This is a genomic window from Streptomyces polyrhachis (assembly GCF_042663125.1).
Taxonomy (GTDB): domain Bacteria; phylum Actinomycetota; class Actinomycetes; order Streptomycetales; family Streptomycetaceae; genus Streptomyces; species Streptomyces polyrhachii.
This window is the reverse complement of the sequence record NZ_JBHSZO010000007.1, coordinates 117,387-143,530: the sequence shown is the minus strand read 5'-3', so window position 1 is coordinate 143,530 and position 26,144 is coordinate 117,387. Positions and strand designations below refer to the sequence as shown.

General features: G+C 73.7%; 23 protein-coding genes. 17 read left to right on the top strand and 6 right to left on the bottom strand.

Translation table 11 applies throughout. The features are described 5' to 3' along the window. The first annotated feature begins 19 nt into the window (after positions 1–19). A complete protein-coding gene (locus ACFQLX_RS06790) occupies positions 20–2,830 on the top strand; it encodes a DEAD/DEAH box helicase (RefSeq protein ID WP_386413099.1) in 2,811 nt (936 codons plus the stop codon). A 49-nt stretch (positions 2,831–2,879) separates the two neighbouring features. Here the strand turns inward: ACFQLX_RS06790 and ACFQLX_RS06785 are convergent, their stop codons facing one another. After that, positions 2,880–3,743, bottom strand: coding sequence for a siderophore-interacting protein (locus ACFQLX_RS06785; RefSeq protein ID WP_386413098.1), 864 nt, complete (start codon positions 3,741–3,743; stop codon positions 2,880–2,882). Between the two features lie 128 nt (positions 3,744–3,871). Further along, entirely contained in the window at positions 3,872–4,783 is a 912-nt protein-coding gene (locus ACFQLX_RS06780) for a 5'-3' exonuclease (RefSeq protein WP_386413150.1), read from the bottom strand. A gap of 90 nt (positions 4,784–4,873) precedes the next feature. Here ACFQLX_RS06780 and ACFQLX_RS06775 point away from each other — a divergent pair, with 90 nt between their 5' ends. Beyond that, positions 4,874–5,539, top strand: coding sequence for an endonuclease V (locus tag ACFQLX_RS06775; RefSeq protein ID WP_386413148.1), 666 nt, complete (start codon positions 4,874–4,876; stop codon positions 5,537–5,539). Here ACFQLX_RS06775 and ACFQLX_RS06770 read toward each other — a convergent pair. Beyond that, positions 5,460–6,200, bottom strand: coding sequence for a gamma-glutamyl-gamma-aminobutyrate hydrolase family protein (locus tag ACFQLX_RS06770; RefSeq protein WP_386413097.1), 741 nt, complete (start codon positions 6,198–6,200; stop codon positions 5,460–5,462). The two genes, ACFQLX_RS06775 and ACFQLX_RS06770, sit on opposite strands and share 80 nt — an antisense overlap. A gap of 47 nt (positions 6,201–6,247) precedes the next feature. Here ACFQLX_RS06770 and ACFQLX_RS06765 point away from each other — a divergent pair, with 47 nt between their 5' ends. From ACFQLX_RS06765 to ACFQLX_RS06755, 3 genes are read left to right on the top strand one after another with little or no spacing between them, the layout of a single operon-like run. Beyond that, positions 6,248–7,615 carry a glutamine synthetase family protein gene (locus ACFQLX_RS06765; RefSeq protein WP_386413096.1) on the top strand — a complete coding sequence of 456 codons (1,368 nt, stop codon included), beginning with the start codon at positions 6,248–6,250 and terminating at the stop codon, positions 7,613–7,615. Between the two features lie 54 nt (positions 7,616–7,669). Further along, positions 7,670–9,031 (top strand): aldehyde dehydrogenase family protein, encoded by a 1,362-nt coding sequence (locus tag ACFQLX_RS06760; RefSeq protein WP_386413095.1) that lies wholly within the window; start codon positions 7,670–7,672, stop codon positions 9,029–9,031. A 47-nt stretch (positions 9,032–9,078) separates the two neighbouring features. Next, complete coding sequence (locus ACFQLX_RS06755; protein ID WP_386413094.1) at positions 9,079–9,864, top strand: 3-oxoacyl-ACP reductase; 786 nt, start codon at positions 9,079–9,081, stop codon at positions 9,862–9,864. Between the two features lie 64 nt (positions 9,865–9,928). Here the strand turns inward: ACFQLX_RS06755 and ACFQLX_RS06750 are convergent, their stop codons facing one another. Further along, entirely contained in the window at positions 9,929–11,191 is a 1,263-nt protein-coding gene (locus ACFQLX_RS06750; RefSeq protein WP_386413093.1) for an amino acid deaminase/aldolase, read from the bottom strand. Positions 11,192–11,375: 184 nt separating this feature from the next. Here ACFQLX_RS06750 and ACFQLX_RS06745 point away from each other — a divergent pair, with 184 nt between their 5' ends. From ACFQLX_RS06745 to pheT, 11 genes are all read left to right on the top strand, one after another. Next, on the top strand, positions 11,376–12,248 hold the full coding sequence (locus ACFQLX_RS06745) for a hypothetical protein (protein WP_386413092.1): 873 nt from the start codon (positions 11,376–11,378) through the stop codon (positions 12,246–12,248). Continuing rightward, positions 12,245–13,588, top strand: coding sequence for a type VII secretion-associated serine protease mycosin (gene mycP, locus ACFQLX_RS06740; protein WP_386413091.1), 1,344 nt, complete (start codon positions 12,245–12,247; stop codon positions 13,586–13,588). The genes ACFQLX_RS06745 and mycP overlap by 4 nt, the downstream gene beginning before the upstream one ends. Then, the gene (locus ACFQLX_RS06735) at positions 13,566–14,345 is read left to right on the top strand and encodes an SseB family protein (RefSeq protein WP_386413090.1); all 780 of its coding nucleotides are present in this window, start codon (positions 13,566–13,568) and stop codon (positions 14,343–14,345) included. The genes mycP and ACFQLX_RS06735 overlap by 23 nt, the downstream gene beginning before the upstream one ends. A gap of 43 nt (positions 14,346–14,388) precedes the next feature. Next, on the top strand, positions 14,389–14,757 hold the full coding sequence (locus ACFQLX_RS06730; RefSeq protein ID WP_386413089.1) for a DUF1844 domain-containing protein: 369 nt from the start codon (positions 14,389–14,391) through the stop codon (positions 14,755–14,757). Positions 14,758–15,095: 338 nt separating this feature from the next. Further along, positions 15,096–15,782 carry a translation initiation factor IF-3 gene (gene infC, locus ACFQLX_RS06725; RefSeq protein ID WP_386413088.1) on the top strand — a complete coding sequence of 229 codons (687 nt, stop codon included), beginning with the start codon at positions 15,096–15,098 and terminating at the stop codon, positions 15,780–15,782. A gap of 135 nt (positions 15,783–15,917) precedes the next feature. Beyond that, positions 15,918–16,112 (top strand): 50S ribosomal protein L35, encoded by a 195-nt coding sequence (rpmI, locus tag ACFQLX_RS06720; protein WP_386413086.1) that lies wholly within the window; start codon positions 15,918–15,920, stop codon positions 16,110–16,112. Positions 16,113–16,196: 84 nt separating this feature from the next. Beyond that, positions 16,197–16,583, top strand: coding sequence for a 50S ribosomal protein L20 (rplT, locus tag ACFQLX_RS06715; protein ID WP_386413084.1), 387 nt, complete (start codon positions 16,197–16,199; stop codon positions 16,581–16,583). A gap of 137 nt (positions 16,584–16,720) precedes the next feature. Beyond that, entirely contained in the window at positions 16,721–17,581 is an 861-nt protein-coding gene (locus tag ACFQLX_RS06710) for a TrmH family RNA methyltransferase (RefSeq protein ID WP_386413083.1), read from the top strand. 186 nt (positions 17,582–17,767) lie between these two features. After that, positions 17,768–18,874, top strand: coding sequence for a sensor histidine kinase (locus tag ACFQLX_RS06705; protein WP_386413081.1), 1,107 nt, complete (start codon positions 17,768–17,770; stop codon positions 18,872–18,874). A gap of 164 nt (positions 18,875–19,038) precedes the next feature. Continuing rightward, positions 19,039–20,163, top strand: a complete 1,125-nt coding sequence (gene pheS, locus ACFQLX_RS06700) for a phenylalanine--tRNA ligase subunit alpha (RefSeq protein WP_386413080.1) — start codon at positions 19,039–19,041, stop codon at positions 20,161–20,163. Further along, on the top strand, positions 20,163–22,697 hold the full coding sequence (gene pheT / locus ACFQLX_RS06695; protein ID WP_386413079.1) for a phenylalanine--tRNA ligase subunit beta: 2,535 nt from the start codon (positions 20,163–20,165) through the stop codon (positions 22,695–22,697). Before pheS ends, pheT begins: the two co-directional genes overlap by 1 nt. Positions 22,698–22,975: 278 nt before the next feature. Here the strand turns inward: pheT and ACFQLX_RS06690 are convergent, their stop codons facing one another. Next, positions 22,976–23,641 (bottom strand): DedA family protein, encoded by a 666-nt coding sequence (locus ACFQLX_RS06690; RefSeq protein ID WP_386413078.1) that lies wholly within the window; start codon positions 23,639–23,641, stop codon positions 22,976–22,978. Positions 23,642–23,730: 89 nt separating this feature from the next. Continuing rightward, a complete protein-coding gene (locus tag ACFQLX_RS06685) occupies positions 23,731–24,591 on the bottom strand; it encodes a 3-hydroxybutyryl-CoA dehydrogenase (protein ID WP_386413077.1) in 861 nt (286 codons plus the stop codon). Between the two features lie 215 nt (positions 24,592–24,806). Between ACFQLX_RS06685 and ACFQLX_RS06680 the strand changes: the two genes are divergently transcribed. Next, positions 24,807–26,087 (top strand): glycoside hydrolase family 10-like protein, encoded by a 1,281-nt coding sequence (locus ACFQLX_RS06680; RefSeq protein WP_386413076.1) that lies wholly within the window; start codon positions 24,807–24,809, stop codon positions 26,085–26,087. The last annotated feature ends 57 nt before the right edge of the window (positions 26,088–26,144 follow it).

Below are 26,144 nucleotides of genomic sequence, written 5' to 3'. Positions count from 1 at the left end.
CGGGTAGGCTCGAAGGCATATGACCGACGAGCTCTCACCCGCCGAGGCCTACGCCGCCTCGCGGCTTCGCGCCGCAGACCAGGCCACCTCGCTCGCCTCCTTCCGCGAGCTCTACGACTTCGACCTCGACGACTTCCAGGTGGAGGCCTGCGAGGCGATGGAGTCCGGAAAGGGCGTGCTCGTCGCGGCGCCCACCGGCTCCGGGAAGACGATCGTCGGCGAGTTCGCCGTGCACCAGGCGCTCGCCGAGGGCCGCAAGTGCTTCTACACCACGCCCATCAAGGCCCTGTCGAACCAGAAGTACGGCGACCTGGTCAAGCGCTACGGCGCCGACAAGGTCGGCCTGCTCACCGGCGACAACTCCGTCAACGCCGACGCCCCGATCATCGTGATGACCACCGAGGTCCTGCGCAACATGCTCTACGCGGGCTCGCGCGCCCTCGACGGCCTCGGCTACGTCGTGATGGACGAGGTCCACTACCTCTCCGACCGCTTCCGCGGCGCGGTCTGGGAGGAGGTCATCATCCATCTGCCGGAGTCCGTCACCCTCGTCTCGCTCTCCGCGACCGTCTCCAACGCCGAGGAGTTCGGCGCCTGGCTCGACACCGTGCGCGGCGACACCGAGGTGATCGTCTCCGAGCACCGGCCGGTGCCGCTCTGGCAGCACGTGATGGCCGGCCGGAAGATGTACGACCTGTACGAGGAGAAGCAGGGCGCCACCGCGCCCTCCTCCCGCGAGGTCAACCCCGATCTGCTGAAGCTGGCGCGGATGGACACCCCGCGTCCCACGTACGGCCGCTCGCGGCGTGCCATGCGCGAGGCCGACCGCGAGCGCGAGCGCCGCTCGCGCAGCCGGGTCTGGACGCCCAGCCGCGCGGAGGTCATCGAGCGCCTCGACGCGGAGGGGCTGCTGCCGGCGATCACGTTCATCTTCAGCCGGGCCGGCTGCGAGGCCGCCGTGCAGCAGTGCCTCTACTCGGGGCTGCGGCTCAACGACGACGCCGCCCGGCTGCGGGTCCGCGAGATCGTCGAGGCGCGTACCGCCGCGATCCCGCGCGAGGACCTCAACGTCCTGGGCTACTTCGAGTGGCTGGAGGGGCTGGAGCGGGGCATCGCCGCGCACCACGCGGGCATGCTGCCCACCTTCAAGGAGATCGTCGAGGAGCTCTTCGTCAAGGGCCTGGTCAAGGCCGTCTTCGCCACCGAGACCCTCGCGCTGGGCATCAACATGCCGGCGCGCTCCGTGGTGCTGGAGAAGCTCGTCAAGTGGAACGGCGAGACGCACGCCGACATCACCCCGGGTGAGTTCACGCAGCTCACCGGGCGGGCCGGGCGGCGCGGCATCGACGTCGAGGGCCACGCGGTGGTGCTCTGGCAGCGCGACATGAGCCCCGAGCACCTCGCGGGCCTGGCCAGTACGCGGACCTATCCGCTGCGCTCCTCCTTCCGCCCCTCGTACAACATGGCGGTCAACCTGGTCTCCCAGTTCGGGCGCCACCGCTCGCGCGAGCTGCTGGAGACCTCCTTCGCGCAGTTCCAGGCCGACCGCTCGGTGGTCGGGATCTCCCGGCAGGTGCAGAAGAACGAGGAGGGGCTGGAGGGCTACCAGGAGGCCATGACCTGCCACCTCGGCGACTTCGACGAGTACGCCGCGCTGCGCAGGAAGCTGAAGGACCGGGAGAACGAGCTGGCCAGGCAGGGCGCCGCCCAGCGCCGCGCCGCCGCGCACACCGCGCTGGAGCGGCTGAAGCCGGGCGACGTGATCCACGTGCCGACGGGGAGGTTCGCGGGGCTGGCGCTGGTGCTGGACCCGGGGCTGGTGCCGGGGCGGACCGCCGGGCAGCGCGGCGCCGACCACTTCGACGGGCCGCGCCCGCTGGTGCTCACCGCCGACCGGCAGGTCAAGCGGCTCAACGCCGCCGACTTCCCCGTGCCGGTGGAGCCGCTGGAGCGGATGCGCATCCCCAAGTCCTTCAACGCCAGGAGCCCCCAGTCGCGCCGCGACCTGGCCTCCGCGCTGCGTACCAAGGTCGGCCACTTCGAGCCCGAGCGCCAGCGCAAGCGGCGCGCGCCGGCCGCCGACGACTCCGAACTGGCGAGCCTGCGCGAGGAGTTGCGCCGCCACCCCTGCCACGGCTGCGACGACCGCGAGGACCACGCCCGCTGGGCGGAGCGCTTCGACCGGCTGCGGCGCGACACCCGGCAGCTGGAGCGCCGCATCGAGGGGCGGACGAACACCATCGCGCGGACCTTCGACCGGGTCTACGCCATGCTCGCCGAGCTGGGCTACCTGCACGGCGACGAGGTCACCGACCACGGGCGCCGACTCGCCCGCCTCTACGGCGAGTTGGACCTGCTGGCCGCCGAGTGCCTGCGCGAGGGCGTCTGGGAGGGCCTGGGCCCGGCCGAGCTGGCCGCCTGCGCCTCCGCGCTGGTGTACGAGGCGCGGCAGTCCGACGACGCGGTCCCGCCGAAGCTGCCCGGTGGCGCCGCGCGCGCGGCGCTCGGCGAGATGGTGCGGATCTGGGGGCGCCTGGACGCCCTGGAGGAGCAGCACCGCATCGACCAGGCGGACGGCGTGGGCCAGCGCGAGCCGGACTTCGGCTTCGCCTGGGCCGCCCACCAGTGGGCGTCGGGGAAGTCCCTGGATGCCGTGCTGAACGAGGCGGAGATGCCGGCCGGCGACTTCGTGCGGTGGAACAAGCAGCTCATCGACGTGCTGGGGCAGATCGCCCAGGCCGCGCCCGAAGGCTCCACCGTGGCGACGAACGCGCGCAAGGCCGTGGACGGACTGCGGCGCGGAGTGGTGGCGTACAGCTCGGTCGGCTGATCGGGCGGGTGCGCGGGCGGCGGCCAGTGCGCCGCCCGCGTGCCGGCTGCTACGCCGCTGCCGCCGGCGGGGTTTCCTGTTCGGCTTCGATGCGGGCGTTCCAGTCCTGCTTGACCGCGCGCCAGCCCTCCTCGGTGTGGCCGAGGCGCCAGTAGCCGGAGATCGACAGGTCCTCGCGCGGGATGCCGCGCTCCAGGCGCAGCAGGTGGCGCAGCTCCTTGACCATGGCCGCCTCGCCGTGGACGAAGGCGTGCACCCGGCCGGCGGGGAAGGCGAACTCCCGTACCGCGTCGACCAGTCGGGAGCCCACCCGCTCGGCGCCCCGGTGCAGCCAGGTCACCTCGACGCCCTCGGGGGCTGCCAGCGGCAGCTGCTCGCCGGGGCCGGTGACCTCCAGGAAGGCGTACGCGCGGGCGCCCGGCGGGAGGTGCTCCAGGGAGGCGGCGATGGCGGGCAGCGCGCTCTCGTCGCCGGCCAGCAGGTGCCAGTCGGCCGCGGGGTCGGGGGCGTAGGCGCCGCCCGGGCCGAGGAAGTGCACCCGCTCGCCGGGCCGGGCGCGCAGTGCCCAGGGGCCGGCCCGTCCCTCGTCGCCGTGGACCACGAAGTCGATCGTCAGCTCCAGGGCCCGCGGGTCCCAGCGGCGCACGGTGTACGTGCGGGTGACGGGCCACTGCTGGCGGGGCAGTTCGCGGCGCAGCGCCTCCAGGTCGAAGGGCTCGGGGGAGTCGGGGAGCGTCGTGCCCTCGGCCGGGAAGAGCAGTTTGACGTAGTGGTCCGTGAACTCGCCCACACCGAGCCCGCGCAAGGTCTCACCGCCCAGGACCACCCGCATCAGATGCGGGGTCAGGCGCTCGGTCCGTACCACCTCGGCGGTGTTGACCTGGGCCTTCTTGCGGGCCGGACGCTGCGCCACCTCGGGGCTCCCCTCACACGATCACTTAGGCTTGCCTAAGCTAACACCTCCTGGGGGTGTGAGGGGAGCCGGAAGGCCGTCGATTGGGCCACTCGGGGTTGGGGAGGCGACCGGCTGGGCAGCCCCCGTCAGTCCTCCCACCGCAGTGCCTGGCGCACCCGGGTCAGCGAGCCGCCCAGGCCCCAGCGCTCCGACAGCTCCGCCAGCCGCTCGGGCCGCGCCGGGGCGGTGGGCAGCGCCGGATCGTAGGCCGGGAGGGGGACGTCCGGGGCCACGGTGACGACCGTCGGCGCCACCGCGAGGTACGGGCGCGCCTCGTCCAGCCGCCGGCGCTGCGCGGGGGTCAGCGCGGACGCCGGGTCGGCCACGGCCGCCAGGATCCCGGCGAGGTCGCCGTAGGCGTCGACGAGCTTGGCCGCCGTCTTCTCCCCGACGCCCACCACGCCCGGCAGGCCGTCGCTGGGGTCGCCGCGCAGCAGCGCGAAGTCCACGTAACCCGGGCCGTCCACCCCGTACTTGGCGCGCAGCGCCGCCTCGTCCATCAGCGTGGCGTTGCCCACGCCCTTCACCGGGTAGACCACGCGCACGCCGCGGGCGTCGTCGATGAGCTGGAAGAGGTCGCGGTCGCCCGTGACGATGTCCACCGGGCCCTTCGCCCGCCCGGTCAGCGTGCCGATCACGTCGTCCGCCTCGTAGGGCGCGACACCGACGCGGGCGATGCCGAGGGCGTCCAGGACCTCCTCGATGATCGGGACCTGGGGCGAGAGGGTGTCGGGGACCTCCTCCACATCGGCCGCGCCCGATCGCTCCTCCACCACCCGGTGCGCCTTGTAGGAGGGGATGAGGTCCACCCGCCACTGGGGGCGCCAGTCGGCGTCCATGCAGGCGACGAGGTCGTCGGGGCGGTGGTCCTGGACCAGTCGGGCGATGAAGTCCAGGAGGCCGCGGACGGCGTTGACCGGGGTACCGTCGGGGGCCCGGATCGACTCGGGCACGCCGAAGTAGGCGCGGAAGTAGAGACTTGCGGTGTCGAGGAGCATGAGGCGTCGGGTCACGTTGGCATGATGCCGCACGGGTGTGACAGGGGGCCGGGGCGCGTGGGCGCGTACGGCGTACGGGGGGAGTGGGCGATGGACGGCTGGCCGCGGACCGAGGCCGAGGCGCTGGCGGTGCAGGCGGGGATCCGGGAGCGGGCCGATGCGGTGGGGCCGGGGCCCGAAGGGGTGCGGCTGATCGCCGGGGTCGACGTGGCCTACCAGGTGGAGGGCGAGCGGGTCGCGGCCGCGGTGGTGGTGCTGGACGCGGGCACGCTGGAGGTGGTGGAGCAGGCGACCGCGGTGGGGGAGGCCAAGTTCCCCTATGTGCCGGGGCTGTTGGCGTTCCGGGAGATCCCGCCGGTGCTGGACGCGATGGCGGGTCTCTCCCGCCGGCCCGACCTGCTCGTCTGCGACGGGTACGGGTACGCCCATCCGCGGCGGGTGGGGCTGGCGGTGCATCTCGGGGTGCTGCTCGACCTGCCGTGCTTCGGGGTGGCCAAGTCGCCGTTCCTCTACCGGCACGGCGAGTTGGGGCCGGAGCGGGGCGCGACGGCCGCGCTGACGGACGGCGAAGAGGTCGTGGGGCGGGCGGTGCGGACGCGGGCCGGGGTCAAGCCCGTCTACGTGTCCGTGGGGCACCGGGTGGGGCTGGCGGAGGCGTGCGCGTACACGCTGGCGCTCACCGCGGGGGGCTTCCGGCTGCCGGAGAGCACACGGCGGGCGGACCGGGCGTGCCGGGACGCGCTGTCGCGCGGATGAACGCCTCCGCCAGCCGGGTGTCCGCGCCCATCTCCGGATGCCACTGGACGCCGAGCGTGAAGACGGGGCCCGCCAGCTCCACCGCCTCCACCGTGCCGTCCTGGGCGCGGGCCGAGGCCGTCAGCCGGGGGGCGAGGACGTCCACCGCCTGGTGGTGGTAGGTCGGGACGGCCGTGGGGGCGGGGAAGATCTCCGCCAGGCGGGTGCCCGCCAGCGGGGTCACCACGTGCTCGCCCATCCGGCCCGCGGGGCCCCGGTGGCCGTCCAGGTGCTGGAGCAGCGTGCCGCCGCAGGCCACGTTCAGCAGCTGCATGCCCCGGCAGATGCCCAGCAGCGGCAGCCCGTACGCCAACGCGCCCTCGACCAGCGCCAGTTCCCACGCGTCGCGCTGCGGGTCCGCCGGGCCCGTACGCGGATCGCGGCGGGCGCCGTAGCGCTCGGGGGCCACGTCGCCGCCGCCCGCGACGATGACGCCGTCCAGCCCCGCCAGCACCTCCGCGGCGGCCTCGGGGACGTCGGCGGGGAGCAGCACCGCCCGGCCCCCGGCCTGCTGGACCAGATGGACGTACGCGGCCGGCAGCAGCACCGCCGGCATCTCCCAGTCACCCCAACGGGCCGACTGCTCCAGGTACATGCTGATGCCGATGACGGGAGTGACCATGGCCGCTAGCTTAAGACCACGACACTGCCCAGCAGGAGGTCATCGACGTGGCAGACCGCACGCCCCCGCTCCCGATCCACGAACTGCGCGCGCTGGTCGAGCGCGGCGAGGTCGACACCGTCGTCCTGGCCTTCACCGACATGCAGGGCCGCCTGCAGGGCAAGCGGTTCGCCGCCCGCTTCTTCCTCGACGAGGTCTACGACCACGGCACCGAGGGCTGCAACTACCTCCTCGCCGTCGACGCCGACATGAACACCGTCGACGGCTTCGCCATGACGTCCTGGGAGAGCGGCTACGGCGACTTCGCCATGCACGGCGACCCCGCCACCCTGCGCCGCATCCCCTGGCACCCCGGCACCGCCCTCATCACCGCCGACCTCGCCTGGCACGACGGCTCGCCCGTCCAGCCCTCCCCGCGCCAGATCCTCAAACGCCAGCTGGAGCGCCTCGCGGAGCGCGGCTGGACCGCCTACGCCGGCACCGAGCTGGAGTTCATGGTCTTCAACAACACCTACGAGGAGGCGTGGAGTTCGGGCTACCGGGGCCTCACCCCGGCCAACCAGTACAACATCGACTACTCCGTCCTGGGCACCGGCCGCATCGAGCCGCTGCTGCGCCGCATCCGCAACGAGATGGGCGCGGCCGGCATGGTCGTGGAGTCCGCCAAGGGCGAGTGCAACCTCGGCCAGCACGAGATCGCCTTCCGCTACGACGAGGCCCTCACCACCTGCGACCAGCACGCCGTCTACAAGACGGGCGCCAAGGAGATCGCCGCCCAGGAGGGCCGCGCGCTCACCTTCATGGCCAAGTACGACGAGCGCGAAGGCAACTCCTGCCACATCCACCTGTCCGTACGCGACGAGGACGGCGCCCCCGTCTTCGCCGACCCCGCCGCCGAGCACGGCATGTCCGCCACCATGCGGCACTTCCTCGCCGGCCAGCTCGCCTCCCTGCGCGAGCTGACCCTCCTGTACGCCCCCAACATCAACTCCTACAAGCGCTTCCGGGCCGGCTCCTTCGCCCCCACCGCCGTCGCCTGGGGACTGGACAACCGCACCTGCGCCCTGCGCATCGTCGGCCACGGCCCCTCCCTGCGCCTGGAGAACCGCCTCCCCGGCGGCGACGTCAACCCCTACCTCGCCCTCGCCGGGATGATCGCCGCGGGCCTGCACGGCATCGACGAGAAGCTGCCCCTGCCCGACCCCGAGACGGGCAACGCCTACGCCGGCGAGGCTCGCCACGTCCCCGGCTCGCTGCGCGAGGCCGCCGACCTGTGGAGCACCTCCCCCCTCGCCCGCGCCGCCTTCGGCGACGCCGTCGTGCAGCACTACCGCAACATGGCCGAGGTGGAGCAGACCGCCTACGACGGCGCGGTCACCGACTGGGAGCGCTTCCGCTCCTTCGAACGGATGTGACAACACCGCCTGGGACAACGGCACCTGGTCCGCCCTCAGCCACCTAGGAGCGTCTTGCACGAGCACCACGTCCTCAATCCGGCCACCGGCGAGCGGATCGCCACCGTCGCCGGGACCGAACCGCACGAGGTGGACGCCGCCGTCCGCAGGGCCGCCTGTGCGCAGGCCCGTTGGGCCGCCCTCGCCCCCGGCGACCGCGCCCGGCTGCTGCGGCGCTTCGCCGGCGCCGTGGACGCGCACCTGGAGGAGCTGGCGCAGATCGAGGTGCGCGAGGCCGGGCACCCCGTCGGCAACGCGCGGTGGGAGGCCGGCAACGTACGCGATCTGCTGGAGTACGCCGCCGGGGGAGTCGAGCGGCTCTGCGGGCGGCAGATCCCCGTCCCCGGCGGGGTGAACCTCACCTTCGCCGAACCCCTGGGCGTCGTCGCGGTCATCGTCCCCTGGAACTTCCCGCTGCCCATCGCCGCCTGGGGCGCCGCTCCCGCGCTCGCCGCCGGCAACGCCGTCCTCCTCAAGCCCGCCGAGACCACCCCGCTGGGCGCCCTGCGCCTGGCCGAACTGGCCCTGGAGTCCGGACTGCCCGACGGGCTCCTCCAGGTCCTCCCCGGCGCCGGACCCGTCACCGGGGCCGCGCTGGTGGAGCATCCGGGCGTGGCCAAGGTGGTGTTCACCGGATCGACCGCCGTGGGGCGCGAGGTCATGGCCACGTGCGCCGCCGGACTCAAGCGCGTCACCCTGGAGTTGGGCGGCAAGAGCCCCAACCTCGTGTTCGCCGACGCCGACGTGGAGCGCGCCGCCGCCGCGGCCCCGGCCTCCTTCCTGGACAACACCGGCCAGGACTGCTGCGCCCGTACCCGCATCCTCGTCCAACGCGGCGTCTACGAGCGCTTCCTGGAGCTGCTGGAGCCCGCCGTCCACGCCTTCACCGTCGGCGACCCCGCCGACGAGGCCACGCTCATGGGCCCGCTGATCTCCGCCCGCCAGCGCGAGCGGGTGCGCTCCTACGTCCCCGAGGACGCCCCCGCCGCCATCCGCGGCAGGGCGCCGGGCGGCGACGGGTTCTGGTATCCGGCGACCGTCCTCACCGGCGTGCCCGCCGACGATCCGCGGGCGATGGAGGAGATCTTCGGCCCCGTCGCCGTCGTGCTGCCCTTCACCGACGAGGAGGAGGCCGTACGACTCGCCAACGCCACGCCGTACGGGCTCGCCGGCTCGATCTGGACGCGCGACGGCGCCCGCGCGCTGCGGGTGTCGCGGGCCGTCGCGGCGGGCAACCTCTCCGTCAACTCGCACAGCAGCGTGCGCTACTGGACCCCGTTCGGCGGCTTCAAGCACTCCGGCCTCGGCCGCGAACTGGGGCCCGACGCGCTCGCCGCCTTCACCGAGACCAAGAACGTCTTCCTCAGCACCGAGTGACCCACCCGGTCCGTACCAGCCCCACCCACCGACTCCAAGGAGCGACCTTGCAGCACGACACCCCCGTCTGCCGCCGCCTCCCCGGCCGCACCGCCGTCGTCACCGGCGCCGGCAGCGGCATCGGACTGGCCACCGCGCGGCGGCTGGCCGCCGAGGGCGCGCACGTGGTGTGCGCCGACATCGACGAGGCGGCGGGCAAGGCCGCCGCGCAGGAGACCGGGGGCCTGTTCGTACGGACCGACGTCACCGACCCCGAGCAGGTCGAGGCACTCTTCGCCACCGCCCACGACACCTACGGATCGGTCGACATCGCCTTCAACAACGCCGGCATCTCACCGCCCGACGACGACTCCATCCTCACCACCGGACTGGAGGCCTGGAAGCGCGTCCAGGACGTCAACCTCACCTCCGTCTACCTCTGCTGCAAGGCCGCCATCCCCTACATGCGCCGCCAGGGGAAGGGCTCCATCATCAACACCGCCTCCTTCGTCGCCGTGATGGGCGCCGCCACCTCGCAGATCAGCTACACCGCCTCCAAGGGCGGCGTGCTGGCCATGTCGCGCGAACTGGGCGTGCAGTTCGCCCGCGAGGGCATCCGCGTCAACGCCCTGTGCCCCGGACCGGTCAACACCCCGCTGCTGCGGGAGCTGTTCGCCGCCGACCCCGAGCGCGCCGCGCGCCGCCTCGTGCACATCCCGCCGGGCCGCTTCGCCGAGGCGGAGGAGATCGCCGCCGCCGTGGCCTTCCTGGCCAGCGACGACGCCTCCTTCGTCAACGCGGCGGAGTTCCTGGTGGACGGCGGCCTCTCGGGGGCGTACGTCACCGCGCTGTAGGGATACGGGCTCTAGCGGGGGGCGGCCGAAGCAGCCGCCCCCGCTAGGGACTTGGGACCGTTCCTCAGAGAAACGTCCGCCCCTCCCCGCGATACGTCGCCACCGTCTCCACCACCGCGTCGCCGCGCACCAGGTGCAGCTCCGCGAAGCGCTCGCACAGCTCGCCCGCCTTCGCGTGGCGGAACCACACCCGGTCGCCCACCGCCAGGTCGTCCGCCGCCGCGCCCAGCAGCGGCGTCTGCACCTCGCCGGCGCCCTCCAGCGGGTCGTAGCGCAGTCCGGCCGGCAGCCACGGCTCGGGGAGGCGGTCGCCGCCCGCCGCGCCCGAGGCCGGATAGCCGCCGCCCAGCACCGTGACCACCCCGGGGCCGGGACGGCGTACCACCGGCAGGGCGAAGAGGGCGGCCGGACGGCCCGCGAAGGACGTGTAGTTGTCGAAGAGCCGCGGATGGTAGAGCCCCGAGCCCGCCGCGATCTCCGTCACCGCCTCCTCGGCGGCGGTGTGCTGCACGCTGCCCGTGCCGCCGCCGTTGACGAACTCCAGCTCCGGCGCCACCGCCCGCACCGCCCGTACCGCCTCGGCGCGGCGCGCGGCCAGTTCCCGGCGCGCCGCCGCCTGCATCAGCCGGATCGCCGCCGAGCGCCCCGGGCGGCCCCGCAGCGCGTCGCCGACCCCGGCGACGTGGCCCTCGTACGCCATGACCCCCACCAGCCGGAAGCCCGGCCGGCGCACCACCGCGCGCGCCAGCTCCGCCAGCGCGGCCGGGCTGGCGTGGGGTGAGCGGCGCGAGCCGATCCGGATGCGGCCGTTCAACATCCGCAGCGAGGTGTCCAGTTCGACGCAGACGCGGATCTCCTCCCGGCCGCCCGCGCGCGCCGCCTCGGCGAGGTCGAGCTGCTCGGGGGAGTCGACCATCACCGTCACCGCGGCTGCCGCCTTCGCGTCGGCCGCCAGCTCGGCGAAGGACGCCCGGTCGGCCGAGGGGTAGGCCAGCAGTACGTCCCCGAAGCCGTCCCGCGCCAGCCACAGCGACTCCGCCAGGGTGAAGCCCATGACCCCGGCGAAGCCCGGCCGCTCCAGCGCCCGCCGCAGCAGCGCCCGGCAGCGCACCGACTTGCTCGCCACCCGGATCGGCTTGCCGCCGGCCCGGCGCACGAGGTCGTCGGCGTTGGCGTCGAAGGCGTCGAGGTCCACGACGGCGAGCGGGGCGTCGAGGCCGGCGGTGGCGCGGTCGTAGCGGGCGCGTTCGGCGGCGGACTGCGCGAGGGCGCCGACGGGCGGGCCGGAGTGGGGAGCGGAGTGGGGACCGGAGTGGGGAGGAGCCATGGCGGGCAGCCTGCCAGAGGGATCCGCTCCCGGGGTAGGGGGTGCCCGCGGACAGCTCCGGCACGTACTCTCAAGGGCACGTGTGAAGCAGGGGCTCGCGCGCGCTCGCGGGCACACGCCCGCGCGTGACGGCCAGTAGAGTGTGCGCTCGCTGGACCGCCGGAGGAAAAGGGGGAGCGCGCCGGTGAGCACCGAGGCCGACCGCGTACCCGCGGACCACGCGCAGCAGTCGCGCCCCGCCCCCGCGATCCCCGCCCCGCCCCCCGCTCCCGACGAGGGCGTCCACTCCGCCGCCCTGCCCCCGCGCCGCCCCGGCCGCGCGGCCGCCGCCCTGTGCCTGCTGCTCGGCCTCGCCGCGCTGACCGCCGCCGCGCTGGACACCTGGGCCGAGCGCGGGCCGCGCGTCCCGGCCGACGTCGCCGCGTACGACCGCGTCCGCGAGCTCTGGCACAGCGAGCCCGTCGACACCCTCCTCCCGCCCGTCCTGCACGGCAAGGGCAGCGGACCGGGCCGCTCGGACCGTACGTGGGTACGCGTCGCCCTCGCCCCCGACAGCCCCTGCGCCGCCGGCCTCGACGCCCCCCTGGCCCGGGAGCTGGCGCCCGCCGGCTGCGCCCGGCTGCTGCGCGCCACGTACAGCGACGCCAGCGGCAGCAGCGTCATCACCGTCGGACTCCTCTTCGCCGAAGCCGGCCCGGCGCCCCTGCGCAGACTGGCCGCCCGCTTCGAGCGCGAGCACCTCGGCGAGCGGCCCGGCCTGCTGCCGCGCCCCTACGCCGCCCCGGGCACCCCCGCCGCCCGCTTCGGCGACCGCCAGCGGGCCGGCTGGACCGTCGGCGTCCTGGCCGGCGCACCCGTCGTCGTCTACGCCGTCTCCGGCTTCGCCGACGGCCGCGTGGTCGCCCACCCGCAGCCCGCCGCCCGCGCGGCGCAGGCCAAGCAGACCACCGCCGTCGCCCAGTCCGGACTCGGCCACGAGGCCCTGGGCCTCGCCGCCGCCGTCGAGGCCCGGCTGCGCGCCCGTATCGAGGCCACCGCGCCCGAGGAGGAGAAGTGAAGCGCCGCCTGGCGACGGTGGCGGCGGCACTCGCCCTCGCCCTGTCCGCCGCGGGCCCCCTCACCGGTACCGCCGCCGGCGCCGCCCGCGCCGACGCCATCCGCGACCTGGAATGGGGCGTCGACGGCGTGCGCGCACCCCAGGCCTGGGGCGTCACCCAGGGCCGCGGCGTCACCGTCGCCGTGCTCGACACCGGCGTCGACGCCCAGCACCCCGACCTGACCGGGCAGGTCCTCGGCGGCCGGGACCTCATCGGCTTCGGCGCCGGCCGGGGCGACGGGGAGTGGGCCCGCCACGGCACCGCCATGGCCGGCATCATCGCCGCCCACGGCCACGGCCCGGGCGGCGGCGACGGGGTGCGCGGCGTCGCCCCCGCGGCGCGGATCCTGCCCGTACGCGTGATCCTCGAAGAGGCCGACCCCAGCCGCAAACGCGCCCGCGCCAAGCGCGGCGGCGCCCTGGCCGAGGGCATCCGCTGGGCCGCCGACCACGGCGCCGACGTCATCAACCTCTCCCTGGGCGACGACAGCAAAACCGCCCACCCGGAGGCCGGCGAGGACGCGGCCGTGCAGTACGCGCTGGCCAAGGGCGTCGTGGTCGTCGCCTCCGCCGGCAACAGCGGCGCCAAGGGCAACCGCGCCTCCTACCCGGCCGCCTACCCCGGCGTCATCGCCGTCACCGCCGTCGACCGCGACGGCGACCGCGCCCCCTTCTCCACCCGCCGCTGGTACGCCACCGTCGCCGCCCCCGGCGTGGACGTCGTCATCGCCGACCCGGACCGCAACTACTACGAGGGCTGGGGTACGAGCGCCGCCGCCGCCTTCGTCTCCGGCGTGGCCGCCCTGGTCCGCTCCGCCAACCCCGACCTCAGCCCACGCCAGGTCAAGCAGCTGCTCCAGCAGACCGCCCGCCGCACCCCCGAGGGCGGCCGCAGCGACGCGCTCGGCGCGGGCGTGGTGGACGCGGGGGCGGCCGTACGCCTGGCGCTGAAGACGAAGCCGCAGCCGCAGCGCCCGTCCACCGCGCCCGCGAAGGAGCGCTACTTCGGCCCCGGGCCCACCACCGCCGGCCCGCCCGGGCCGCCGGCGCCCGGCGGGCGCGAACTCGGGCTGGGCGTCGCCGGGTTGGGGCTGCTGGGCGCGGCGTACTTCGCCTGGCGGCGCTCGCGCGAGCCGTACGCCGAGGCGCTCCCGTGGCCGGACGAGGCGCGGCCGGCGCCCGCCCGTCCACCCGCCACCGAAGCGCCCGAGGCCGCTGCGGCGCCGCAGGCCCCCCGGCCCGTCCGACCGGCCCACCCCGCCGGGCTACCCTCGACCCGTGGCGCCGACGAATCATCCTGAACCCCCGCTGAAGAACATCCCCGACTCCGGCTTCGCCGACGACGACGGCTCCGCCGACCCGCGGCTGACCGGGGCCCTCGCGGCCTGGGCCGCCGCCGGCAGGGGGCGGGGCGCCGCCGAGTCCGCGGTCCTGGCCGCCCTCGCCGACGCGCGCCTGCTCGTCCCCGTCGTCGCGCTGCTGGGCGAGGCGGAGACCGGCCCCGACGGGCTGCGCCGCGACAAGAGCAGCGACATGGCCGTCCCCACCCTGACCGCGCCGGACGGCCGCCGGGCGCTGCCCGCCTTCACCTCCACCGAGGCCCTGGCCCGCTGGGACGCCCAGGCCCGCCCGGTCGCCGTCCCGCTGCGCCAGGCCATCCAGGCGGCAGTCTCCGAGGGCGCCGACACCCTGGCGCTGGACGTCGCGGGCCCCGTCCCGTACGCCCTCGCCGGAGCGGCGCTGCTCGCCGCCGCGGAGGGCCGCAGCGATCTCGACCCGCTGGCGGACCCGGCGGTCACCGAGGCCCTGCACACCCTGCTGGCCGCTTCCCCCGCCGTCGTACGGGCCTGGCTGGGCCCCGCGGAGCACGCCGACGGCACGCTCGCCCTCGTCCTGGCGGACGACCCCCCCGGCGGGAGCCCGGCGGCGCGGGCCCAGGAGGTCGCCGCCGCCCTGGCCGCCGACCCCGCACTGCGCGCCCGCCTCGTCCGCGGCCTGGACCTCGCCCTCCTGCCCGCCGACGCGGCCCTCGCCGGGCAGCCCTTCTACGAGCGCTGAGCCGGTCCGTACCACCGCCCCCGAGGCCCTAGGCTTGGGCCCCATGAGCGACGCGAACCCCGCCCCCGAAGACGAGCAGCCCGACTTTGACGCGATGGCCCGCGACATCGCGGAGGTCCCCGCGGTGGAGGTGATCGTGACCGTCGCGGTGAACCTGATGAGCGCCGCCGCCGTGAAGATCGGCCTCACCGAGGACGGCGAGAAGCACAAGGACCTGGACGAGGCCCGCAAGCTCATCCACGCCCTCGCCGGCCTGCTGGACGCGAGCACCACGGAGATCAGCTCCTTCCACGCCGCCCCGCTGCGCGACGGCCTGAAGTCCCTGCAGCTGGCCTTCCGCGAGGCGTCCCTGGTCAAGGACGAGCCGGGCCAGGGCCCGGGCGAGAAGTACACGGGCCCCGTCTACGGCTGAGCCCCCGCGCCGGGAGCCTCGGGCCGCCGATACGCCGAATGTGCACCTGGCGGCCCGCCCTGGTAGTCTTGAGGACGACCGGCTGGACACGTGTTGCATGAGGCTGTCTACGAGACAGCACCCCGTGCGCAGGTGCCCGGCCCACAAGTGGACGCTCCTGAGCATCCCACCCGACCAGCCCCCGGGCAGGCGGGTCACCGGTCCAGACGCGCCCCGCGGTTATCGCGGCGGTGCTCCCCGGCAAGGAGCATCCGCTGTGCTCCCGTCCGGGGCTTCTTTCATGCCCGGACGCGGTGAGGTCGCCAACCAGACGTAACGCGGCTGCCCGCCAGGCATCCGTGTGGTGCTACCGAGGAGGCCCCATCAGCGCCGAGCCCCGCATCAACGACCGTATTCGCGTCCCCGAGGTGCGTCTTGTCGGTCCCAGTGGCGAGCAGGTCGGCATCGTGCCGCTTGCCAAGGCCCTGGAGCTTGCCCAGGAGTACGACCTCGACCTGGTCGAGGTGGCGGCGACAGCCCGTCCTCCCGTGTGCAAGCTCATGGACTACGGGAAGTTCAAGTACGAGTCGGCCATGAAGGCCCGTGAGGCGCGCAAGAACCAGGCGCACACGGTCATCAAGGAGATGAAGCTCCGGCCGAAGATCGACCCGCACGACTACGAGACCAAGAAGGGTCACGTGGTCCGCTTCCTCAAGCAGGGCGACAAGGTCAAGATCACGATCATGTTCCGCGGCCGCGAGCAGTCCCGCCCCGAGTTGGGCTTCCGGCTGCTGACGCGACTTGCGGACGACGTCCAGGACCTGGGCTTCATCGAGTCCAGCCCGAAGCAGGACGGCCGAAACATGATCATGGTTCTCGGGCCGCACAAGAAGAAGACCGAGGCCATGGCCGAGGCGCGCGAGGCCCAGGCCGCCCGCAAGGCGGAGCGCCAGGGCCGGCCGCTCGAGGACTCCGGCGAGGACTTCGCCGAGGACTCGGCCGAGGACTTCGTCGAGGAGCCCGTGCAGGAGTCGGCCGAAGCCTGAGTCGGGCCCCCGCCCGGCACGCAACACCGAGGGCCCCGCGCCAGGGGCCGTCGGCAGCCAACCGAAACACCGGGCGTTCCCGCCTGCCGTCTTCCGGCGGGAGGGGATGTCCACTGACGAGGAGTGAACGGCGCTATGCCGAAGAACAAGACGCACAGCGGTGCCAAGAAGCGCTTCAAGATCACCGGCTCCGGCAAGGTGCTGCGCGAGCGCGCCGGCAAGCGCCACCTGCTCGAGCACAAGTCCTCGCGTGTGACCCGTCGTCTCACGGGCACCGTGGAGATGGCCCCGGCCGACGCCAAGAAGATCAAGAAGCTTCTCGGCAAGTAACACCCCCCGCGCCGGCGGCGGCTGACGTCACGCCGCGCCGTAGCGCTCCCGTCCCGGGACCATCAGTAACCAAGGAGTTTGAAAATGGCACGCGTCAAGCGGGCAGTAAACGCTCACAAGAAGCGTCGGGCAATCCTCGAGCAGGCCAGCGGCTACCGCGGCCAGCGCTCCCGCCTGTACCGCAAGGCCAAGGAGCAGGTCACCCACTCGCTGGTCTACAACTACAACGACCGCAAGAAGCGCAAGGGCGACTTCCGTCAGCTGTGGATCCAGCGCATCAACGCCGCTGCCCGCCAGAACGGCATGACGTACAACCGCCTCATCCAGGGTCTGAAGGCCGCCAACGTCGAGGTCGACCGCAAGATGCTGGCCGAGCTCGCGGTCAACGACTCCAACGCGTTCGCCGCGCTCGTCGAGGTGGCCCAGAAGGCCCTCCCCGCCGACGTCAACGCGCCGAAGGCCGCCGCCTGAGCGAGACTTTCGCCAACGGCTGAGCAGGACCCGCAGGGCTGAGCCCTGCGGGTCCTGTCGTTGAAGGCCCCCGTCTCCGCACCGGGCCACCCCGGCCCGCACCGGTCCACCCCCCGCAGCCCCTGGAGAGAGCAAGCGTGACCGCAGCCCCGAGCCCCGAGCTGACCTCCGTCCGCTCCGCGCGCGTCAGCGCCGCCCGGCGGCTCTCGCGGCGCAACTTCCGCGGCAAGGAACGCCGCTTCCTCGCCGAGGGGCCCCAGGCCGTACGGGAGGCCGTCGGCCGCACCGTCACCGCCGACGGGCGCGAGGAGCCCGCCCTGCTGGAGCTCTTCGCCACCGTGGAGGCCGCCGAGCGCCACGCCGACATCGTCCAGGCCGCGCGGGCGGCGGGCGCGCGCGTGTGCACCGCCACCGACGAGGTGATGGCGGAGGTCTCCCAGACCGTCACCCCGCAGGGACTGGTCGGGGTCTGCCGCTTCGTCGACTCGCCGTTCGAGGAGATTCTGGCCGCCCGGCCCAGGCTGGTCGCCGTGCTGGCGCACGTCCGCGACCCCGGGAACGCCGGCACGGTGCTGCGCTGCGCCGACGCGGCGGGCGCCGACGCGGTCGTCCTGACGGACGCCTCCGTCGACCTCTACAACCCCAAGTCGGTACGGGCCTCCGCCGGCAGCCTCTTCCACGTCCCCGTCGCGGTCGGCGTCCCCGTCGAGCAGGCGGTCGCCGGACTGCGCGCGGCGGGCGTGCGGATCGTCGCCGCCGACGGCGCCGGCGAGAGCGACCTGGACGGCGAGCTGGACAGCGGCCTGCTCGGCGGCCCCACCGCCTGGGTCTTCGGCAACGAGGCGTGGGGGCTGCCGCAGGAGACCCGGGCGCTGGCCGACTCCGTGGTGCGCGTCCCGATCCACGGCAAGGCCGAGAGCCTGAACCTGGCGACCGCCGCGGCCGTATGCCTCTACGGGTCCGCGCGCGCCCAGCGTGCCGAGGGCGGCTGCCGTTGAGAGCGGCCGGTCCGGGCAGCCGCTGAAACCCGCGCACGCGGGCGCGCGCCGGGCGCCGGGAGGCCGCCGCCCGGACCGTTTCGGCCATCGCGCGGGTGCCCCGGCGCCACCTTCACCGGCTAAGGTGGCCCGACCGGGGCGCGACCGGCGGGGGAGCCGGGGCAACAGCCGCCCTGCGGAAGGGGGTTGCCAGTGGAGTTCACGGACGGCGCGAGCGATCCCAAGGGCCTCGCCCTGGACCCCGACGACCTTCCCGACGGCCTCGTCGTCGCCGACGAGAGCGGCCGCGTCGTCTGCTTCAACACGGCCGCCGCCCGGATCACCGCCCTGGACCCCGCCGCCGCGCTGGGCCGCCCGATCGCCGAGGCGCTGCCGCTGGAGGACCTCAAGGGCCGCCGCTGGTGGGAGCTGACCGACCCCTACGGCGGACTGGCCATCCGCACCGCCCAGCCCGAGCGCCACCTGCTGCTGCCCGGCAACCGCGAGGTGCTGGCCGCCGCCCGCTACGTACGCCTGCACCCGGCCGGACCCCTGCACCGCCTGGTGGTCACCCTGCGCTCCACCGAGGCCCGGCTGCGCAACGAGCGCAGCCACGCCGAGCTGATCGCCACCGTCGCGCACGAACTGCGCTCCCCGCTGACCTCCGTCAAGGGCTTCACCGCCACCCTGCTGGCGAAGTGGGAGCGCTTCACCGACGACCAGAAGCGGCTCATGCTGGAGACGGTGCACGCCGACGCCAACCGCGTCACCCGGCTCATCGCCGAGCTGCTCGACATCTCCCGCATCGACTCCGGCCGGCTGGAGGTGCGCCGGCAGACCGTCGACATCGCCGCCGCCGTCCGCCGCCACGTCGAGGTCCTCACCGCCGCGGGGGAGGACCCCGCCCGCTTCGCCACCGTGGTGGCGCCCGTACTGCCGCAGCTGTGGGCCGACCCCGACAAGATCGACCAGGTACTGGGCAACCTGCTGGAAAACGCGGTGCGCCACGGCGCCGGGACTGTCACCATCGAGGTGGCACCCGCGGGCGTCCCCGCCAGCGCGGAGGACGCCAGTACGGAAGGCACCGAGATCACCGTGAGCGACGAGGGCCCCGGCATCCCCGAGGAGTCGATGAGCCGCGTCTTCACCCGCTTCTGGCGGGGCAGCAAACGCGGGGGCACCGGACTGGGGCTCTACATCGTCAAGGGCATCGTCGAGGCCCACGGCGGCACGATCTCCGTCAGCCGCGCCCCGGCCGGCGGCGCCCGCTTCCGCTTTACGCTGCCCGTCGGCACCCCGGCCCACCTGGCCTGAGCCCCGACGGGCGCCCCCGGCACCGCCCCGGGCCCGTACGGTCACCGCGGGCGAAACCCACCCCTCTGCGCCCCTATAGACTCGCCCTTTGGCACCAGGGCACTACCGCACACGAAACGCACGGTCAGGGCGCGCAGCCAGCCAATCGGAAATACGGGAAAAGGATGTCCGCACCCAATAAGTCGTACGACCCCGTCGAGGTCGAGGCACTGAAGCCGGCAGAGATCGAGCGGATGCGCGACGAGGCCCTCGCGGCCTTCGCCGCCGCCGCCGACCTCGAGCAGCTCCGCGAGGCGAAGACCGCCCACAGCGGCGACCGCTCCCCGCTGGCGCTCGCCAACCGTGAGATCGGCGCCCTGCCGCCGCACGCCAAGGCCGACGCCGGCAAGCGCGTCGGCCAGGCGCGCGGCGCGGTCAACCAGGCGCTCAGGAAGCGCCAGGAGGAGCTGGAGGCCGAGCGCGACACGCGCGTGCTGGTCGAGGAGGCCGTGGACGTCTCGCTGCCCTACGACCGCCTTCCGGCCGGCGCCCGCCACCCCCTCACCACGCTCTCCGAGCGCATCGAGGACGTCTTCGTCGCCATGGGCTACGAGGTCGCCGAGGGCCCCGAGGTCGAGGCGGAGTGGTTCAACTTCGACGCCCTGAACATCGGCCCCGACCACCCGGCCCGTACCGAGCAGGACACGTTCTTCGTGCGCGGCGCCGACGGCGGCGAGGACTCCGGCCTGGTGCTGCGTACGCACACCTCGCCGGTGCAGATCCGCTCCCTGCTGGAGCGCGAGCTGCCGGTGTACGTGATCTGCCCCGGCCGCGTCTACCGCACCGACGAGCTGGACGCCACCCACACGCCCGTCTTCCACCAGGTCGAGCTGCTCGCCATCGACGAGGGCCTGACCATGGCGGACCTGAAGGGCACGCTGGACCACATGGTCCGCGAGCTGTTCGGCGGCGAGGAGATGAAGACCCGGCTGCGGCCGAACCACTTCCCCTTCACCGAGCCCTCCGCCGAGATGGACATGGTCTGCTACGTCTGCCGCGGCGCCTCCGTCGGCGACCCCGACCGCCCCTGCCGCACCTGCTCCTCCGAGGGCTGGATCGAGCTGGGCGGCTGCGGCATGGTCAACCCCAAGGTCCTGACGGCCTGCGGGATCGACCCGGAGAAGTACAGCGGCTACGCCTTCGGCTTCGGCATCGAGCGGATGCTGATGTTCCGCCACAACGTCCAGGACATGCGAGACATGGTCGAGGGTGACGTCCGGTTCACCCGGCCGTTCGGGATGGAGATCTGATGCGAGTCCCGCTTTCGTGGCTGCGGGAGTACGTCGACCTGCCGGCCTCCGCCACCGGCCGCGACGTCCAGGCCAAGCTCATCCCCGCCGGGCTGGAGGTCGAGACCGTCGAGCAGCTCGGCGCCGACCTCAAGGGCCCCCTCGTCGTCGGCAAGGTCCTCGCCATCGAGGAGCTGACCGACTTCAAGAAGCCGATCCGCTGGTGCCAGGTCGACGTCGGCGACGCCAACGGCACCGGCGAGCCGCAGAACCTGGTCTGCGGCGCGCGCAACTTCGCCGTCGGCGACAAGGTCGTCGTCGTGCTGCCCGGCGCGGTGCTGCCCGGCGGCTTCGAGATCGCCGCCCGCAAGACCTACGGCAAGCTCTCCGAGGGCATGATCTGCTCCGCCGCCGAGCTGGGCATCCCCGATGACGGCGCCTGGGGCGACGGCATCATCGTCCTGCCGCCGGAGTACGAGCCCGGCACCGACGCGGTCGAGCTGCTGGAGCTGACCGACGAGGTCCTCGACATCGCCGTGACCGCCGACCGCGGCTACTGCCTGTCGATGCGCGGCGTCGCCCGCGAGGCCGCCACCGCCTACGGCCTCCCGCTGCGCGACCCCGCGCTGCTGGACGTCCCCGGCCCCAACGAGTACGGCTACCCGGTCGCCGTCTCCGACCTCGCCGGCTGCGACCGCTTCACCGCGCGCACCGTCACCGGGATCGCCCCCGAGGCGCGCTCCCCGCTGTGGCTGCAGCGCCGGCTGCAGAAGGCCGGCATGCGGCCCATCTCGCTGGCCGTCGACATCACCAACTACGTGATGCTGGAGATCGGCCAGCCGCTGCACGCCTACGACCGCACCCGGGTCGAGGGCCCCATCGGCGTGCGGCGCGCGCTGCCGGGCGAGAAGTTCACCACCCTCGACGGCGTCGAGCGCACCCTCGACGCCGAGGACCTGGTGATCACCGACGGCAACGGGCCGATCGGCCTGGCCGGCGTCATGGGCGGCGCCGACACCGAGATCGCCGACCCGGTCGTCCACGAGACGCTGCTGGGCGAGGCCCAGGGCACCAGCGAGATCGTCATCGAGGCCGCCCACTTCGACCCCGTGACCATCGCCCGCAGCGCCCGCCGCCACAAGCTCTCCTCGGAGGCCGCCAAGCGCTTCGAGCGCGGCGTGGACCCGCAGGCCGGGCCCGCCGCCGCGCAGCGCGCGGTGGACCTGCTCGTACTGCTCGCGGGCGGTACGGCGGAGGCCGGCGTCACCGAGGTCGTCGCCCCCGCGGTGCCGCGCACCGTGCAGATGCGCGCCGACCACCCCGACCGGGTGGCGGGCGTCCCCTACGGCCGCGAGACCGTGGTGCGTCGCCTGCAGGAGATCGGCTGCGACGTCTACGGCGCCGACGAGCTGACCGTGTCCGTCCCCTCCTGGCGACCCGACCTCACCGCGCCCAACGACCTCGCCGAGGAGGTCATCCGGCTGGAGGGGTACGAGAACCTGCCCTCCACGCTGCCCTCCGCACCCGCCGGGCGCGGCCTCACCGCGCGCCAGCGGCTGCACCGGCGCGTCGGGCGCGCGCTGGCCGGCGCGGGGTACGTCGAGGCGCCGTCCTACCCGTTCGTGGGTCTTGGGGTCTTCGATCAGTTGGGGCTGCCCGCCGACGATGCGCGGCGGCGGGTCGTCACCCTGGTCAACCCGCTCAACGACCAGGAGCCCGCGCTGCGTACGACGCTGCTGCCGGGCCTGCTGGCCGCGCTGCGGCGCAACGAGAGCCGCGGCTCGCACGACCTCGCGCTCTTCGAGACGGGCGCGGTCTTCCGCCCCGCGCCCGAGGCGCCCGCGGCCGTCCGGCTGCCGGTGGACCGGCGTCCCACCCAGGACGAGGTCGCCGCGCTGGAGGCCGCGCTGCCCGCGCAGCCGCGGCGCGCCGCGGTGGTCCTCGCGGGCGGACGCGAGCGCTCCGGGTGGTGGGGCGCGGGGCGCGCCGCCAGCTGGGCCGACGCGGTGGAGGCCGCGCGGGTCGTCGCCGAGGCCGCGGGTGCGTCGCTCGCCGTCGAGGCCGATCAGCACGAGCCCTGGCATCCGGGGCGGTGTGCGGCGCTGTACGCCTCGGTGGACGGCGTGAAGACGCTCGTCGGGCACGCCGGGGAGCTGCATCCCCGGGTGGTCAAGGCGTTCGGGCTGCCGGAGCGGACGTCCGCGATGGAGGTCGATCTCGATCTGCTCGGGCGTGCTGGTTCGGGCGTGGTAGCTCCGGGCATCTCCCACTATCCGGTGGCCACGCAGGATGTCGCGCTGGTCGTCGACGCGGGTGTGCCTTCGGCCGATGTCGAGGCCGCGCTGCGGGCGGGGGCGGGTGGGCTGCTTGAGTCCGTGCGGCTCTTCGACGTCTACACCGGTGATCAGATCGAGGCCGGGAAGAAGTCGCTGGCCTATGCGCTGCGGTTCCGGGCCGGGGATCGGACGCTGACCGTCGAGGAGGCCACTGCGGCTCGTGACGCGGCGGTTGCCTCGGTGGCTGCTGCGACCGGGGCTGTGCTGCGGGGGGCGTAGCGGTTTACGTGGTGAAGGGGTCCTCCGCGGTTGCGGGGGACCCCTTCGTTGTGGGGTGGGCTTCTTTGCGTTGAGGTGGGGGCTTCTTCGTCGTGGGGCGGGGGCTGCTTCGTTGTGGGGGCGGGGCCTCTCCGCGACAACTCCGAAAAGCCATAGGGATTCACTGGCCATCGGTCGATTTGCTGCTCTGTCGGGGGCCTGCGTTGCGGTGCGTCTTTTCGGAGTCGTCGCTCCGGGCCCCTCGCTTGGGTTGGCCGGCCTTCCGGTATCCCGGTCGGTCAGCGCTTGGCGTGGCGGCCGCGGGAGGGGTCCTCCTGCTTGGCGGGGGTTTTGCCGCGGGCGCGGAGGAACTCGATCGCGATCGGGACCACCGAGAGGAGGACGATCAGGATCAGGATCAGCTCGATGTGCTCGTGGACGAAGTCGATCTGGCCCAGGAAGTAGCCCAGGACCGTGACGCCGATGCCCCACAGGGCGCCGCCGATCAGGTTGTACGTGATGAACGTGCGGTAGTTCATGCGGCTGACGCCGGCGACGATCGGGGTGAAGGTCCGTACGATCGGCACGAAGCGGGCCAGGACGATCGACTTGGGGCCGTGGCGCTCGAAGAAGTCGTGCGCCTTCTCCACGTTCTCCTGCTTGAAGAGGCGGGAGTCGGGGCGGCGGAAGAGCGAGGGGCCCACCTTGCGGCCGAAGAGGTAGCCGACCTGGTCGCCGAGGATCGCGAAGACCCAGATCAGGGCGCAGACCAGCCACAGCGGGTAGTCCAGCTTGTCCCCGGCGACCAGCAGTCCCGTGGTGAAGAGCAGGGAGTCGCCGGGGAGGAAGAAGCCGATCAGCAGGCCCGACTCGGCGAAGACGATCGTCAGGACACCGATCAGTCCGAAGGTCTGGATCAGGTAGTCCGGGTCCAGCCAGTGGGGGCCGAGGGCGAGTGTCGTCACGGGACGGGGCTCCTGTTGATCGATGGGCTGCTGCCCGACAACTATCTCAGAGCCTGCCGGGCGGCCTCCGTCGTCCGCCCGGCAGGCTCTCAGGCGTACGTGTAGAAGCCCGCGCCGGTCTTGCGGCCGAGGCGTCCTGCGTCGACCATCCGCTGCAGCAGCGGCGGGGCCGCGTACAGGGGCTCGCGGTACTCCTGGTACATCGAGTCCGCGATCGAGGCGACCGTGTCCAGACCGATCAGGTCCGAGAGCTTCAGCGGGCCCATCGGGTGGGCGCAGCCCAGCTCCATGCCGTTGTCGATGTCCTCCCGGGTCGCCAGCCCCGACTCGAACATGCGGATGGCGGAGAGCAGGTAGGGCACCAGCAGGGCGTTGACGATGAAGCCCGAGCGGTCCTGGGCGCGGATGGCGTGCTTGCCCAGGATCTTGGACGCCCACTGCTCGGCGCGCTCGACCGTCTCCTCGCTGGTGGTCAGCGCCGGGATCAGCTCGACCAGCTTCTGCACCGGCGCGGGGTTGAAGAAGTGGATGCCGATCACGTGGTCGGGGCGCGAGGTGGCCACCGCCAGCTTCACCAGCGGGATGGAGGAGGTGTTGGAGGCGAGGATCGCGTCCGCGCGGGTCACCACCTGGTCGAGGATCTGGAAGATCTCCGTCTTGACCTGCTCGTTCTCCACGACCGCCTCGATGACGAGGTCCCGGTCGGCGAACTCGCCGAGGTCCGTGGTGAAGCTCAGCCGGGCGAGGGTCTCGTCCCGCTCCTGCTCGCTGATCTTGCCGCGTTCGGCGGCCTTCTCCAGGGAGTTGTGCAGCCGGGTGCGCCCCAGCTCCAGCGCCTCACCGGTGATCTCGGCGACCTTGACGTCGAGACCGGACCGCGCGCAGACCTCCGCGATGCCGGCCCCCATCTGACCTGCGCCGACCACTCCGATGCGCTGGATATCGCTCACGGCACACGTGCCCTTTCCCTGGATGGCGCGGTACGGCCCTGTACTGCGCTGTACGGATCGACGTTACCCGAGACAGGTGAAAGAACGCTCATGGGGTTGTCGGACCCGGAAGTTCTGCGGCCCGAGGCGGTGAAATACGGCAGTGATCCCGCACACACCCGGAATGGCCGCCTCCGGCAGGTCATGGTGGGCGGAGCCGGTCGGAGGGATTCGTGATGGTCGAGGGGCTGAGCAGGCGCCGTTTCGGTGCGGTGGGAGCGGGGGCGCTGGGTGCGCTGGCCGTGGGGGCGGCGGAGGCCGGTGCTTTCGGGAGCGCCGCCGGCGGGTCACTCGGGGCGGGCGCCCCCGTGGGGCTGCCCCGGCGGCGGCTCGTGCAGATGCGGGGGAGCTGGATCGCCACCGTGGTGAACACCGACTGGCCGCTCTCGGTGGAGCTGCCGGCCCGGGCGCAGCGGCGGGCGCTGCTGGCGCGGCTCGACGAGGCGGTGCGGCGCAATCTCAACACCGTTGTCCTGCAGGTACGGCCCGCCGCCGACGCCTTCTTCCCGTCGCCGTACGAGCCCTGGTCGGAGTGGCTGACCGGGGTGCAGGGGCGCGATCCGGGGTGGGATCCGCTGGGGTTCGCGGTGCGCGAGGCGCACGCGCGGGGGATGCGGCTGCACGCCTGGTTCAACCCGTACCGTATCCGCCGCGACGAGCGCATCGAGATGCTGGCGGACCGGCATCCGGCCCGGCTGCACCCCGACTGGGTGGTGCGCTACAACGGGGGGCTCTACTACAACCCCGGTGTGCCGCAGGTGCGTTCCCACATCCAGGACTGCGTGCTGCACGTGGTGCGCTCGTACGACGTGGACGCCGTGCACTTCGACGACTACTTCTACCCCTATCCGGTGGCGGGGCAGGTGTTCGACGACGGGCCCGAGTACCGGGCGTACGGGGGCGGCTTCGCCGGGCGGGCGGCCTGGCGGCGGTCCAACATCGACGCGCTGATCCGGGAGACGGGGGAGCGGATCAGGGCGGTGAAGCCGCAGGTCGCCTTCGGGGTCAGCCCGTTCGGGGTGTGGCGCAACGCGGCGAGCGACCCGGCGCGCGGCTCGGCCACCTCGGCCGGCGTGCAGACGTACGACGACCTGTACGCCGACACCCGTAAGTGGGTGAAGAAGGGGTGGATCGACTACGTCTGCCCGCAGCTCTACTGGCATCTGGGGATGGCCGCGGCGGACTACGGGGAGCTGGTGCGCTGGTGGAGCGACGTGGTGGCGGGGACGGGCGTGGGGCTCTACATCGGCGAGGCGCTCTACAAGGTGGGTGCCTCCGGGCAGCCCGCCGTGTGGGGCGATCCGGCGGAGCTGTCGCGGCATCTGGCGTTCTGCCGCGACTATCCGCAGGTCGGCGGGCACGTCTTCTTCTCCGCGAAGCTGCTCCCGCAGGACCCGCTGGGCGCGGTGAGCCGGCTGGTGGCCGACCACTACCGGCGCCCGGCCGCCGCTCCCTAGGGCTTTCCCGTCGGGGGTGCTCCACCGCGGAGTCCGGTCCGGGGTGGTCGGACCCCC